This is a genomic window from Actinokineospora baliensis, from assembly GCF_016907695.1.
GTDB lineage: Bacteria > Actinomycetota > Actinomycetes > Mycobacteriales > Pseudonocardiaceae > Actinokineospora > Actinokineospora baliensis.
This window is the reverse complement of sequence record NZ_JAFBCK010000001.1, coordinates 1,063,470-1,076,213: the sequence shown is the minus strand read 5'-3', so window position 1 is coordinate 1,076,213 and position 12,744 is coordinate 1,063,470. Positions and strand designations below refer to the sequence as shown.

The 12,744-nt window shown below is 71.9% G+C and carries 14 protein-coding genes; 11 read left to right on the top strand and 3 right to left on the bottom strand.

Going from position 1 to position 12,744, the window contains the following annotated elements; all coding sequences use genetic code 11:
• Nucleotide 1: 1 nt before the first annotated feature.
• On the top strand, nt 2-790 hold the full coding sequence (locus JOD54_RS04855) for an ESX secretion-associated protein EspG (RefSeq protein WP_307859839.1): 789 nt from the start codon (nt 2-4) through the stop codon (nt 788-790).
• A 9-nt stretch (nt 791-799) separates the two neighbouring features.
• On the top strand, nt 800-1,174 hold the full coding sequence (locus JOD54_RS04850; RefSeq protein WP_204449377.1) for a sterol carrier family protein: 375 nt from the start codon (nt 800-802) through the stop codon (nt 1,172-1,174).
• Here JOD54_RS04850 and JOD54_RS04845 read toward each other — a convergent pair.
• Nucleotides 1,171-1,830, bottom strand: a complete 660-nt coding sequence (locus JOD54_RS04845) for a TVP38/TMEM64 family protein (protein WP_204449376.1) — start codon at nt 1,828-1,830, stop codon at nt 1,171-1,173. The genes JOD54_RS04850 and JOD54_RS04845 overlap by 4 nt on opposite strands.
• A gap of 119 nt (nt 1,831-1,949) precedes the next feature.
• On the opposite strand from JOD54_RS04845, the gene purF reads away from it, so the two are divergent.
• The 6 genes from purF (at nt 1,950) to arfB (ending at nt 7,337) form a co-directional block, all read left to right on the top strand.
• Nucleotides 1,950-3,482 (top strand): amidophosphoribosyltransferase, encoded by a 1,533-nt coding sequence (gene purF, locus JOD54_RS04840; protein ID WP_204449375.1) that lies wholly within the window; start codon nt 1,950-1,952, stop codon nt 3,480-3,482.
• 31 nt (nt 3,483-3,513) lie between these two features.
• On the top strand, nt 3,514-4,596 hold the full coding sequence (gene purM, locus JOD54_RS04835; protein WP_204449374.1) for a phosphoribosylformylglycinamidine cyclo-ligase: 1,083 nt from the start codon (nt 3,514-3,516) through the stop codon (nt 4,594-4,596).
• A gap of 132 nt (nt 4,597-4,728) precedes the next feature.
• Nucleotides 4,729-5,238, top strand: a complete 510-nt coding sequence (locus JOD54_RS04830) for a SigE family RNA polymerase sigma factor (protein ID WP_204449373.1) — start codon at nt 4,729-4,731, stop codon at nt 5,236-5,238.
• Entirely contained in the window at nt 5,235-6,008 is a 774-nt protein-coding gene (locus JOD54_RS04825; RefSeq protein WP_204449372.1) for a hypothetical protein, read from the top strand. Before JOD54_RS04830 ends, JOD54_RS04825 begins: the two co-directional genes overlap by 4 nt.
• A 69-nt stretch (nt 6,009-6,077) precedes the next feature.
• Nucleotides 6,078-6,872 (top strand): ArsR/SmtB family transcription factor, encoded by a 795-nt coding sequence (locus JOD54_RS04820; protein WP_204449371.1) that lies wholly within the window; start codon nt 6,078-6,080, stop codon nt 6,870-6,872.
• Nucleotides 6,873-6,908: 36 nt separating this feature from the next.
• Nucleotides 6,909-7,337, top strand: coding sequence for an alternative ribosome rescue aminoacyl-tRNA hydrolase ArfB (gene arfB / locus JOD54_RS04815; RefSeq protein WP_204449370.1), 429 nt, complete (start codon nt 6,909-6,911; stop codon nt 7,335-7,337).
• 20 nt (nt 7,338-7,357) lie between these two features.
• Here the strand turns inward: arfB and JOD54_RS04810 are convergent, their stop codons facing one another.
• Nucleotides 7,358-8,017, bottom strand: coding sequence for a response regulator (locus JOD54_RS04810; RefSeq protein ID WP_204449369.1), 660 nt, complete (start codon nt 8,015-8,017; stop codon nt 7,358-7,360).
• Nucleotides 8,014-9,567 carry a sensor histidine kinase gene (locus JOD54_RS04805; RefSeq protein WP_204449368.1) on the bottom strand — a complete coding sequence of 518 codons (1,554 nt, stop codon included), beginning with the start codon at nt 9,565-9,567 and terminating at the stop codon, nt 8,014-8,016. The genes JOD54_RS04810 and JOD54_RS04805 overlap by 4 nt, the downstream gene beginning before the upstream one ends.
• 153 nt (nt 9,568-9,720) lie before the next feature.
• On the opposite strand from JOD54_RS04805, the gene JOD54_RS04800 reads away from it, so the two are divergent.
• From JOD54_RS04800 to JOD54_RS04790, 3 genes are read left to right on the top strand one after another with little or no spacing between them, the layout of a single operon-like run.
• Entirely contained in the window at nt 9,721-10,683 is a 963-nt protein-coding gene (locus JOD54_RS04800) for a Bug family tripartite tricarboxylate transporter substrate binding protein (protein ID WP_204456085.1), read from the top strand.
• Nucleotides 10,680-11,201: a tripartite tricarboxylate transporter TctB family protein gene (locus JOD54_RS04795; RefSeq protein WP_204449367.1), complete on the top strand. Its 522-nt coding sequence runs from the start codon at nt 10,680-10,682 to the stop codon at nt 11,199-11,201. The genes JOD54_RS04800 and JOD54_RS04795 overlap by 4 nt, the downstream gene beginning before the upstream one ends.
• The gene (locus JOD54_RS04790) at nt 11,202-12,716 is read left to right on the top strand and encodes a tripartite tricarboxylate transporter permease (RefSeq protein ID WP_204449366.1); all 1,515 of its coding nucleotides are present in this window, start codon (nt 11,202-11,204) and stop codon (nt 12,714-12,716) included.
• Nucleotides 12,717-12,744: the final 28 nt, after the last annotated feature.

Sequence of the window (12,744 nt, the reverse complement as noted above, 5' to 3'; positions counted from 1 at the left end):
GGTGACGAGCACGCCCCTGTCGCTGTCCGCGCTGGAGTTCGACGTGCTGTGGGAGCACCTGACCCCGGGGACCATGCCCCTGGTGGTCAAGGTGCCCTCCCCCGGCAAGACCCACGAGGAGCGCGCCCAGATCGAGGAGCGCGTCTGGGCCGACCTCGACCAGCGCGGCCTCGGCCGCAAGGTCGACGTGCACCCCGAGGTCGAGCACCTGTTCCGGCTGCTGGCCCGCCCGGACCGCGAGGTCGACGGCCGGACCTGGGTCGGCACCGGGGTCCGGCTGCTGGCCTGTGCGACGGGTCGCGACGAGGCCGCGCTCGCGGTGCTCAGCGGCGACCGGATCACGCTCAGCCGCACCTCGCCGGTCGGCCTCGCCGCGGCGGCGGTCGCCGTGCTGCCCGCGTGGCAGGCCGGTCCCGGCACGTCGATCACGTTGCGCACCGAGGACTTCGAGGCCGCGGCCAAGAGCACCGACGGCACGCAGAAGAGCTTCGAGCTCGCCCTGCTCGCCAGGGGGGTGCGCGACGCGGACGCGACGGCGCTGACCGAGATGATCGGCGACGTCCAGGGCACCGGGAACTTCGGTGCGGCCGCCCGCGACCGGCTCGGCAGGCGCGTGCGCGCGGACCGGGTCGTGTCGTTCTTCGACACCGAAGCCGGTCGCTACGTCCAGGTCCGCAGGGCCGCGCCGGACAGGTCGCTGTGGACGACGATCTCGCCCGCGGACAACCGCAAGCTGGTGCACCTGGTCGAGGAAGTCCTCGACGAGGTCGTCCGCGACGTCGAGGACTAGCCGCGCCGGATGCCCCGCAAGACCATCGACCCCGCTGAGCTGCGCACCGCCGTCGCGGCCACCCTCGAGTGGCTCGACGGCGGCGACCAGCCCGCGCGGCCCGTCCTCGCCGCCGCCGTGCGGTTGAGCCTGCGCACCCTGGAGCAGGACGCACCGGGGCACAGCGTCGAGGTGCGGGTGCCGCCGTTCGCCGCCGTGCAGTGCGTGGAGGGTCCCCGGCACACCCGGGGTACACCGCCCAACGTCGTCGAGATGGATCCGCGGACCTGGCTCGAACTCGCCACCGGCCGCACGGGGTGGGACGACGCCGTCACCGGGGGTCGCGTCGCCGCTTCGGGTGCGCGCGCGGACCTGTCCGGCCTGCTGCCGTTGCTGCGGTTCTAGGCGGCCGCGTTCTCGGCCCCAGCGGGTTGGCGCGTGCGGCGCATGACCACGACGAACCCGATGGCCCCGACCACGGCCAACGCCCCGTAGACCACCAGCAGCGCGGGCGGGGTCGTGCCGGTGAGGGCGTCGCCGAGGAAGACCGCCGCGGCGGTGCCGGGCAGGCTGCCGAGGAAGGTGCCGAGCAGGAACGGCCGGACCTCGACCGCGGCGAGACCGCAGCAGTAGTTCATCGGCGCGAACGGGATCATCGGCACCAGCCGCAGCGAGACGATCGCGCCGAGGCCGCCACCGGCGAGCCGCGCGTTGACCGCGCGCACCGCGCCGCGCTCCATGTGCCGTTCCACCCAGCGCCTGCCCAAGCCCCTGGCCAGCCAGAACGCCAGACCCGACGCGATCACCGTGGCCACCATCGCCACCGCGAGCCCGGCGGCGCCACCCAGCAGCAGACCCGCGGAGAGGTTGAACACCGTGCGGGGGATGGGCGCGACCGTGAGCAGCGCGTAACCGACGAGGAAGACCACCGGGGTCGCCCAGCCGAGCCCCTCGGCCCAAGTCCGCACCTGCACGGGGTTGGGAACGGGGATCAACGACCCGATCACGACGAGCGCTAAGACAGCGGCAAGCAGGATGAGCAGAGCGCGACGACCGGGCACCCCAACACGGTAATGGCAAGGCAGGAGGGGTGACGTGCCCCACCTTCCGGTGGTCTTGGGCGCGCGGAGCAGCGCTTACACTGGGGTGCAGCCCTCACTCCGTCCACAGGGAGCGCTTGGTGGCCGACCAGTTCACGACTGGCCCTATCCCCTCTTCCGACCAGCCCGAGCCAGAGCCCCGCGAAGAGTGCGGGGTGTTCGGGGTCTGGGCCCCCGGCGAAGAAGTGGCGAAACTCACCTATTACGGACTGTACGCACTGCAACACCGCGGGCAAGAAGCCGCGGGCATCTCGGTCGCCGACGGCCACCAGATCGTCGTGTTCAAGGACCTCGGCCTGGTGAGCCAGGTCTTCGACGAGCAGGTGCTGTCGTCGCTGCGCGGGCACGTCGCTGTCGGCCACTGCCGGTACTCGACCACCGGGTCGACCACCTGGGAGAACGCCCAGCCCACCTTCCGCACCACCGCCACCGGCAGCGGCCTGTCGCTGGGCCACAACGGCAACCTGGTCAACACCGCCGAGCTGCGCGACCGGGCCGCCGAACTCGGGGTGAGCTCGCGCAACGGCGCGACCACCGACTCCGACATCATGACCGCCCTGCTCGCCGCCAGCGCCGCGGACAAGGGCCTTGAGCAGGCCGCGCTGGAGGTCCTGCCGACCATCCGCGGCGCGTACTGCCTGGTCTTCTCCGACGAGTCGACCCTCTACGCCGCCCGCGACCCGCACGGCGTCCGCCCGCTGGTCCTCGGCCGCCTCGAGCGCGGCTGGGTCGTGGCCAGCGAGACCGCGGCGCTCGACATCGTCGGCGCGTCCTTCGTGCGCGAGGTCGAGCCCGGCGAGCTGATCGCCATCGACACCGGCGGCCTGCGCTCGTCCCGGTTCGCCAGCCCGGAACCCAAGGGCTGCCTGTTCGAGTACGTCTACCTCGCCCGCCCGGACACCTCCATCTCCGGCCGGTCGGTGCACGCGACCCGGGTGGAGATCGGCCGCCGCCTGGCCGACGAGCACCCCGTCGAGGCCGACCTGGTGGTCCCGGTCCCGGAGTCGGGCACGCCAGCGGCCATCGGCTACGCCCAGGGCAGCGGCATCCCGTTCGGCACGGCCCTGGTGAAGAACGCCTACGTCGGCCGCACCTTCATCCAGCCGTCGCAGACCATCCGCCAGCTCGGCATCCGGCTCAAGCTCAACCCGCTGCGCGAGGTCATCCGGGGCAAGCGGCTGATCGTGGTCGACGACTCGGTGGTGCGCGGCAACACCCAGCGCGCCCTGGTCAGGATGCTGCGGGAGGCCGGTGCGCTGGAGGTGCACGTGCGGATCGCATCGCCGCCGGTGCAGTGGCCCTGCTTCTACGGCATCGACTTCGCCTCCCGCGCCGAGCTGGTCGCCAACGGCCTCGACCTCGACGGCATCCGCCGCTCCATCGGCGCCGACTCGCTGGGGTACGTCTCGCTGGACGCGCTGATCGCCGCCAGCGAGCAGCCCAAGTCGCGGCTGTGCGCGGCCTGCTTCACCGGCGAGTACCCGATCGAACTGCCCGACGACGCGCTGATCGGCAAGCACCTGCTGGAAGGCATCGAGAAGGGCGTGGCGGGCTCCGCCGCGCCGCTGCAGCCAGCCGGGTACGGTGCCGAGGACGCCCTCCGGCGTCCGTGACCGCCCCTGCCCCTCCTACCCGATTCGAGCCATGACTGAGACCAGCTCACCCGAGTCCAACGCCACCTACGCCGCCGCGGGCGTGAGCATCGAGGCAGGTGACGAGGCGGTCGAGAAGCTCAAGCCCTGGGCGGACAAAGCCAGCAGGCCCGAGGTGCTCGGCGGCATCGGCGGGTTCGCCGGGCTGTTCAAGCTCAAGCTCGACCGCTGGAAGGAACCGGTGCTGGCGTCGTCGACCGACGGCGTCGGCACCAAGATCGCCATCGCCCAGGCGCTGGACATCCACGACACGGTGGGTGTCGACCTGGTGGCCATGGTGGTCGACGACCTGGTCGTGTGCGGGGCGGAGCCGCTGTTCCTGCAGGACTACATCGCGGTCGGCAAGGTGCTGCCCGACCGGATCGCGGCGCTGGTCAAGGGCATCTCCGAGGGCTGCGTCCAAGCGGGCTGCGCCCTGCTCGGCGGCGAGACCGCCGAGCACCCCGGCCTGATGTCCGACGGCGCCTACGACCTGTCGGCCACCGGTGTCGGCATCGTCGAGGCCGACCAGATCCTGGGCCCCGACCGCGTCCGCCCCGGCGACGTGCTCATCGGCATGGCCTCCTCCGGCCTGCACTCCAACGGCTACTCGCTGGCCCGGCACGTGCTGCTGCAGATCGGCCGCATCCCGCTGTCGGGCCACGTCGAGGAGTTCGGCCGCACCCTCGGCGAGGAGATGCTCGAGCCGACCCGCATCTACGCCAAGGACTGCCTGGCCCTCGCCGCCGAGACCGAGGTCCGCACCTTCGCCCACATCACCGGCGGCGGCCTGGCCGCCAACCTCGCCCGCGTCATCCCGAAGGGCCTGCACGCCCTGCTCGACCGCGGCACCTGGACCCCGCAGCCGGTCTTCTCCCTGATCGCCCAGCGCGGCCGCGTCGCCCGCGAGGAGATGGAACGCACCTTCAACATGGGCGTCGGAATGGTCGCGGTCGTGGCCCCCGAAGACGTGGACCGGGCCCTGGCCATCCTCACCGCCCGCCACGTCCCCTCCTGGATCCTCGGCGAGGTCCGCCCCGCCGAAGACCCCACCGCCCCCCGCGCCGAACTCCACGGAGACCACCCGCGCTTCTAGTCTCGTCGGTTTGCTCACGCCCGCGGCAGAAATCTGCCGCGGGCGTTTTGCGTGGTCGATAGTGGACTGGGGAGGCGGAGGCAACCGGCGGCGGTGCCGCCCCGTACTACCTGGTGACCTAGGGAGGTGTCAGTGCCCGACCGGGACGCGGAGTTCGGGGAGTTCCTCGAGAGCCGGGCCACAGTCATGCGCCGGACCGCCTTCCTGCTCAGTGGTGGTGACTGGCACCGCGCGGAGGACCTGGTGCAGACGACGCTCGCGAAGATCTACGTGGCGTGGCCCCGGCTCAACCGCGAGGGCGGGGTCGACGCGTATTCGCGCAAGGTCATGGTGCGGTCGGCGATCGACGAGTCGCGGCGGGCGTTCCGGCGGCGGGAGAGCGTGGTCGAGCACCTGCCCGAGGTCGGCGTCGAGGCGGGCGGGGTGGACGACGCCGTGGACGTTCGGCGGGCGTTGGCGCAGCTCCCGGCTGGTCAGCGCGCCGTGGTGGTGCTCAGGTACTGGGAGGACCTGTCGGTCTCGGAGACCGCGCAGGCGTTGGGCAAGAGCGAGGGGACGATCAAGAGCCAGGCCGCCAAGGGGTTGGCCTCGCTGCGCAAGCTGCTGGCCGGTGGGCGGGTCCTGGTGGAGGGGCAACTGTGACCGACAACGTGCGCGACCTGCTCGGCAAGGCGTTCGGCGACGAGCCGCCGCTGGGGGTCGACCGCGAGGCCGTCTTCGCGGAGGGGCGGCGACGGTTGCGTAGGCGCAGGGCGGCGGCGAGCGGTGGGGTCGCCGCGGCTGTCGCGGTGGCGGTGTTCGGGGCGGCCGCATTGTCCGGCGGTGCGCTGGGCATCGGCCAGCCGGAGGTCATACCGGCCGCGCCGCCGTCGTCGGCCGGGGCGACATCGGTACCGGAGCCGCAGCCGATCAAGCCCCCGGTGTCCGCGCAGGTGACGACCACGACGAAGTTGCCGACGACCTTCGCCCCCCGGCAGGCAGACCTGCTGCGCAAGGCGGGGCTGGTCTGGCCTGCTGAGGTGTCGCTGCGCTCGCAGCGGGCCGGTCGCCAGTGGTACGAGTTCAACGACGACGGCGAAGCGAACATCATCTTGGGCACCCCGAAGGGGCCCCGGGTACTCGTCATCAGGGTCTACTTCACCACCGCGCAAGAGCACATGATCGAGTGCCTCAACGCCCAGACCCGCAAGCCGCTGCCCAACTGCTCGCGCTCGGTCGTCAACGGTGCGCAGGTGCGGATCAACAGGGACTACCCGCCGGACGGACCCGCGGTCGTGCTGGTCACCGCCGACCGCCCCGACGGCGGGACCGTCGAGGTGATGGAGACCGCCGATCTGGGCGGGCGGCTCGACCAGGTCATCCCGGACTCGACCCTCACCCGGATCGCCACCCTGCCCGGACTCACCCCCTGATCGACCCCGGCACACCCGTGGGGTCGCGCGGCATTGACATGTGACCTTTTGGTCACCTATCTTGGTGTGGTGACCGAAGACGACGACCCCGTGTTCAAGGCGCTGGCCGACCGCACCAGGCGGCAGCTGCTCGACCGGCTCTTCGTCAGCGACGGCCGCACCCTGTCCGACCTTGAGTCCGATGTGGACATGACGCGGTTCGGCGTGATGAAGCACCTGCGCCTGCTCGAGGACGCCGGGTTGATCACCACGCAGCGGTCCGGCCGGGAGAAGCTGCACTTCCTCAACGCGGTGCCGATCCGGCTGATCCACGACCGCTGGATCGACAAGTACACCGAGTCCGGCCTGGCCGCCCTCGTCCACTTGAAACACACCTTGGAGAACCCCGTGAGCACAACGACCCGCACCGTCCAGGTCCACCGCGTCTACATCAAGGCGACCCCGGAGACCATCTGGACCGCGATCGTCGACCCGCAGTGGACCCGCCGCTACGGCTACCGGCACATCGCCGACTACGACCTGCGCCCCGGCGGCGCGTTCAAGTACTTCCCCGGCGAGTACATGGTCGGCGCCGACCCGGAAACGCCGGTGGTCGAGGGCGAGGTCATCGAACTCGACCCGCCCAGGCGGCTGGTGCAGACCTGGCGCGCGACCTGGCTCGACGAGCCCGCCACCCGGCTGACCTACGAGATCACCGACAGCGAGAACGGCGTGTCCATCCTCACCCTCACCCACGACGTCGAGGACGCGCCGCTGACCGGCAAGCAGGTCGCGGGCGAGATGGCGGACGCGGGCGGCGGCTGGCCGGAGGTGCTCAGCGACCTGAAGACCCTGCTGGAGACCGGTGCGGGCCTGTTCCCGTGAGGAAACCCGCTTGCCCCCTCGGGCATCCTGTTGGGCGTGCCTGAGGAATTGGTGGTGTCCCCGACGCTGGTCGTACCGGCGGCCGAACTGCATGAGCGCTTCTCCCGCTCATCCGGCCCCGGCGGCCAGGGCGTCAACACCGCCGACAGCCGGGTCGAGCTCTCGTTCGACGTGCTCCGGTCACCGTCCATTCCGGACCACTTGCGCGCCAGGATGCTCGCCCGCCTCGCCAACCGCCTCGTCGACGGCGTCATCACCGTCGCGGCCAGCGAGTACCGCGCCCAGCTCGCCAACCGCGCCGCCGCCCGCGACCGCCTCGCCGCCCTCCTGCGCCAAGCCGCCGCCCCGCCGCCGCCCTCCCGACGCGACACCAAACCCTCCCGCGGCTCCCGCGAACGCAGGCTGACCGACAAGAAGCGCCGAGGTCAGACCAAGCAGGCCCGCCAGCGCCCCCACGACGACTGACCCCAGGTCAACCGGTCGCGCTAGCTGGGGCGGTAGCGGCGTTCGGGGCGGCCGGTGGTGCCGTAGCGGAGGTGGACCTGGGCTTGGCCGGTGGCCACGAAGTGCTCCAGGTAGCGGCGGGCGCTGACCCGGGACAGGTGGGTGGCGGCGGCGCATTCCGCGGCGGAGATGTCGGGGGTGGTGGAGTTGAGGACGGTGGTCACGAGGGTGGCGGTCTGGGGGGTCAGGCCCTTGGGGAGGGCGGAGCGGGGGCGCGCGCCGAACACCTCGTCGGCGGCGGCCTGGGTGGCGGTGGTCAGTTCGTTGAGGCGGGTGTGCAGTGCGGCGAAGTGGCGCAATTGGTCGTGCAGCGCCGCGTAGGCGAACGGTTTGATCAGGTAGTGCAGGGCGCCGCCGCGTTGGGCGGTGCGGAGGGTGTCTATGTCGGTCGCCGCGCTGATCACGATCACGTCGGGGTCGGTCGGGCCGTTGCGGAGTTCTCGGAGCACTTCGAGGCCGCCGGTGTCGGGCAGGTAGATGTCGAGCAGGACCAGGTCTGGCTGTAGGCGGGCGGCCAGCGCCAGGGCCTGGGCGCCGGTGTGGGCCACGCCCGCGACGGTGAAGCCGGGGGTGCGCTCGATGTATCCACTGTGGACCTTCGCGACCATGAAGTCGTCGTCCACCACGAGAACGCTGATCATCCGGGCACCTCCGGCAGTCGAGCGGTGAACACCGCGCCGTCGACATCAACCGAACCGCCGCGGCGCAGGCAGGCCTGGCGGATCAGGGCGAGACCGAGACCGCGCTGCCCGCCCTCCTCCGCCGCCTTGGTGGTGAACCCGTGCCGGAACACCTCGGAGGCGATGTCCGGGGCCACCCCCGGCCCGGAGTCGCGCACCACCACCCGCACCACACCGTCCTCATGCGACAGTGACACCTCGATCCACCCGCCACCGCCGCGCACCGCGTCCAGCGCGTTGTCCACCAGGTTCCCCACCACCGTCACCAGATCAGCCGACAGCCGCTCGTCCACCCGGCCCACCCGGCTCGACGGCGCCAGCCGCAGCCCCACCGCCTGCTCGGCGGCCAGGCTCGCCTTCGCCACCAGCAGCGCGGCCACCGCCGGGTCCGCAACGTGCGCGCTGACCTCCGACTGCCACGCCGAGCGCGTGTGGCTGACCAGGTCGACGTAGCGCCGGACCTCGTCGTACTCGCCGAGTTCGATCAGCCCGGCGATGGTGTGCAGCCGGTTGGAGAACTCGTGCGCCTGGGCGCGCAGGGTGTCCGTGGTGGCCCGGTTGGCGTCCAGTTCGTGCCGCAGCGCCACGATCTCGGTGCGGTCGCGCAAGGTGACCACGGAGCCGGTCGCGCCGCCGCGCGGGCCGATCGGCATCCGGTTCATGATCAGGACGCGGCCGCGGCGCAGGACGATCTGGTCGGCGCCCCCGGTGCGGCCGGTGAGCACGTCGAGGGCGCGGTCGTTGAACTCGAAGTCGGTCAGCGGGTGGCCGACGGCGTCGTCCGGCAGCGACAGCAGGGTCTTGGCGTGGTCGTTGACCAGGGTGAGCCTGCCGTGCGGGTCCAGGCCGACCACGCCCTCCTTGATCCCGTGCAGCATCGCCTCCCGGTGCTCGACGAGACCGGCGATCTCCGTCGGCTCCAGCCCCAGCGTCTGCCGCTTCACCCGGCGCGCCACCAGCAACGAGCCGCCGACGCCGAGCACCGTGGCGACGCCGAGGACCAGCAGCGCCTCGCCGGGGGAGTGCACCACCCCGGCCACGAACGACGGCAGGTCCTCGCTCGCGGCGACGATCCCGATCACCCGGCCGTCGTCGCCGATCACCGGGACGTGCGCGACCAGGTCGCCGTCCACCTCGCCGACCCACGACCGTCCTGATCGGACAGTGCTGGTGCCGATCGGCAGCGCCGCGCCGACCTGGGACGGGTCCGGCGAGGTCAGCACCCGCAGGTCCGGCAGCGCGACGAGCACCCCGTCGGCGCCGGAGAGGCTGCGCGCGCTCTCGGCGAACGGCGGCAGCTGGTGGTAGCGCAGCGGGTCTGCCAGGGCGGCCCGCACCCCCGCCGTGGCGGCCACGTCCTCGGCGACCGAGAGCATCCGCCGCCCCTCGGTGGCCTGGAACGCCGACCGGGACTGGACCGCCGAGAACACCGCGACGGCGGCGAGCAGGGTCACCACGACCACCACCTGCCAGCCGAGCAGTTGGCGCGCCAGCGAGCCCCGTCCAGCCATCGCACCAGTGTGCCCCGACAACCCCCGCTCGGCCCGTGAACACAAAGACCACAACGAACCCTGTGGCCGCAACGCGACAACGCCGGTAATCCGGGGGCAACATTGCTGTCCACAACGACTGAGAGGCAGGTCACAGTGCGCGTACCCCCGTTGCTGGCCGCGCTCGTCGCCCTCGCGGCGGTCTTGCTGGTGCCGCCGCTGCTGAGCTCGGGCGACTCCGACAGCGCCGGTCTGCGCGGTCTGCGCGTCCTGGTGCCCAACTCCCCGGGCGGCGGTTACGACATCACGGCCCGCACCGCGGTCAAGGCGATCGAGGACAGCGGTCTGTCCAGCGGCGTCGAGGTGTTCAACCTGCCCGGCGCAGGCGGCACGGTCGGGCTCGGGCGGCTGGTCAACGAGCGGGGCAACGACATGCTCATCATGTCGATGGGCCTGGGTGTCGTCGGCAGCGTCTACACCAACAAGTCGCCGTCGTCGCTGGCCGACACCACGCCGATCGCCAAGCTCATCGAAGAGCCGGACATCGTCGTGGTCGCCAAGGACTCCCCCTACACCGACCTGGCCGGGTTGATCGCCGCGTGGAAGGCCGACCCCGGTGCGGTCCCGGTCGGCGGCGGCTCGTCCCCGGGCGGACCCGACCACCTCGCGCCGATGCTCATGGCCAAGGCCGTCGGGCTCGCGCCCAAGGACGTCAACTACGTCCCCTTCGACGGCGGCGGTGAACTGCTCGCCTCGGTGCTCGGCGGCAAGGTCGCCTTCGGCGTCTCCGGTATCGGCGAGTACCGCGACCAGATCCAGGCCGGTGAGCTGCGCGTCCTCGCGGTCACCAGCGGCAAGCGCATCCCCGGTGTCGACGCGCCGACGCTGCAGGAGTCCGGTGTGGACGTCGACTTCACCAACTGGCGCGGGATCGTCGCCCCGCCGGGCATCACCGACACCGCCCGCGACCGACTGGTCAAGCTGCTCACCGACCTGCACGCCTCCGGCGCGTGGCAGGGCGCGCTCGAGCGCAACAGCTGGACCGACGCGTTCCAGACCGGCCCCGACTTCGGCCGCTTCCTCGCCGCCGAGAACGCCAGGGTCGCCGATGTGCTGAAGGAGTTGGGGCTGGCATGAGCACGCTGACCGAGCGGCGCTTCGACCGCCGCTGGCTGCGCGAACACTCCGAGTTGGGCGTGTGCGTGGTGCTCGCCGCGCTCGGCGTCCTGGTCCTCACCGACGCGCTGAGGATCCCGACCGACTTCGCCCAGCGCGGTCCGGTCGGCCCGAAGGCCGTCCCGGTGCTGGTCGGCGGCCTCCTGCTGCTGGTCGCCGCGCTGCTGGCCCGCGACGTGCTGCGCGGCGGCAAGGGCGAAGCCGAAGCGGGCGAGGACATCGACCTGTCCGAACCGGGTGACTGGAAGACGGTCCTGCTGCTGTCCGGGGCCTTCCTGGCCAACGCGGCGCTGATCGGGTTCCTCGGGTTCCCGATCTCGGGCACGGTCCTGTTCTGGGGTGCCGCCTACGCGCTCGGCAGCCGCGACCTGGTGCGCGACCCGCTGATCGCCGCGGGGATGTCGCTGGTCACCTACGTCGTGTTCAACAACCTGCTCGGGGTGCCGCTCCCCGGCGGTCCGCTGATCGGGGTGCTCTAGATGGACTCGTTCACCCAGCTCATGTCCGGGTTCGGCACCGCGCTGACCCCCAACCACCTGCTGCTCGCCGCCATCGGGGTGCTGCTGGGCACCTTCATCGGTGTCCTGCCGGGGATCGGCCCGGCGATGGCCGTCGCGCTGCTGTTACCCGTCACCTACGGCCTCGAGCCGACCGGCGCGTTCATCATGTTCGCGGGCATCTACTACGGCGGCATGTTCGGCGGCTCCACCACCTCGATCCTGCTCAACACCCCCGGTGAGAGCGCGGCGGTGGTCGCGGCGATCGAGGGCAACCCCATGGCCCGCAAGGGACGCGGTTCCCAAGCCCTCGCCGCCGCCGCGATCGGGCACTTCGCTGGCGGGCTGATCGGCACCACCCTGCTGGTGCTGCTCGCCCCGACCGTCGCCGCGCTGGCCGTCGACATCGGCGCGCCGGACTACTTCGCGATCATGGTGCTCGCCTTCATCGCGGTCACCTCGGTGCTGGGCAAGTCCCGGGTGCGCGGCTTCGCGGCCCTGCTGATCGGCCTGGTCATCGGCCTCGTCGGGCTCGACGAGATGACCGGGCAGCAGCGGCTCACCTTCGGCTCCCTGCAACTGGCCGACGGCATCGACGTCGTCATCGTCGCCGTGGGCCTGTTCGCCGTCGGTGAGTCGCTGTGGGTCGCGCTGCACCTGCGCCGCCGCCCGGCCCAGCCGATCCCGGTCGGCCGGGCCTGGCTCGGCCGCGACGACCTGCGCCGCGCGTGGAAGCCGTGGCTGCGCGGACCGCTGATCGGGTTCCCGTTCGGGGCGCTGCCCGCGGGCGGTGCCGAGATCCCGACCTTCCTGTCCTACGCGGTGGAGAAGCGGCTGTCCCGGAACAAGGCCGAGTTCGGCCACGGCGCGATCGAGGGCGTCGCCGGTCCGGAGGCCACGGCCAGCGCGTCCGCGGCGGGCACCCTGGTGTCGATGCTGACCCTCGGGCTGCCGACCACCGCCGTCGCCGCGGTCATGCTCGCCGCGTTCCAGCAGTACGGGATCCAGCCGGGGCCGCTGCTGTTCGAGCGGGAACCAACCCTGGTGTGGGGGCTGATCGCCAGCCTGTTCGTCGGCACCGTGCTGCTGCTGGTGCTGAACCTGCCGCTGGCGCCGGTGTGGGCGAAGCTGCTGAAGATCCCCCGGCCGTACCTGTACGCGGGCATCCTGTTCTTCGCCGCCGTCGGGGCCTACGCGGTCAGCGGGCAGGTCGCCGACCTGCTGGTCCTGTTCGTGATCGGGCTGATCGGGCTCGCCATGCGCCGCTACGGGCTGCCGGTGCTGCCCGCCGTGCTCGGGGTGATCCTCGGGCCCGCCGCCGAGCAGCAGATGCGGCGGGCGCTGCAGCTGTCGGACGGGTCGCTGACCGGGCTGGTGAACACGTCGTTCTCGATCGTGGTCTACGCGATCGTGGCCGCGGTGCTGCTCTGGCCGGTGGTCGCCTCGGCCCGCAAGCGGCGCGCGGAGCGGATTAGGGTCGGGGCAGATGGTTCGTGAGAATGCGAACTTAATGCCGGAGGAATCC

Bases quoted from the DNA above. Each gene is read 5' to 3' on its own strand.
- JOD54_RS04795 (WP_204449367.1), top strand. From the start codon at position 10,680: ATGAGCACGCTGACCGAGCGGCGCTTCGACCGCCGCTGGCTGCGCGAA.
- JOD54_RS04850 (WP_204449377.1), top strand. From the start codon at position 800: ATGCCCCGCAAGACCATCGACCCCGCTGAGCTGCGCACCGCCGTCGCG.
- JOD54_RS04790 (WP_204449366.1), top strand. From the start codon at position 11,202: ATGGACTCGTTCACCCAGCTCATGTCCGGGTTCGGCACCGCGCTGACC.
- purM (WP_204449374.1), top strand. From the start codon at position 3,514: ATGACTGAGACCAGCTCACCCGAGTCCAACGCCACCTACGCCGCCGCG.
- JOD54_RS04810 (WP_204449369.1), bottom strand. From the start codon at position 8,017: ATGATCAGCGTTCTCGTGGTGGACGACGACTTCATGGTCGCGAAGGTC.
- JOD54_RS04805 (WP_204449368.1), bottom strand. From the start codon at position 9,567: ATGGCTGGACGGGGCTCGCTGGCGCGCCAACTGCTCGGCTGGCAGGTG.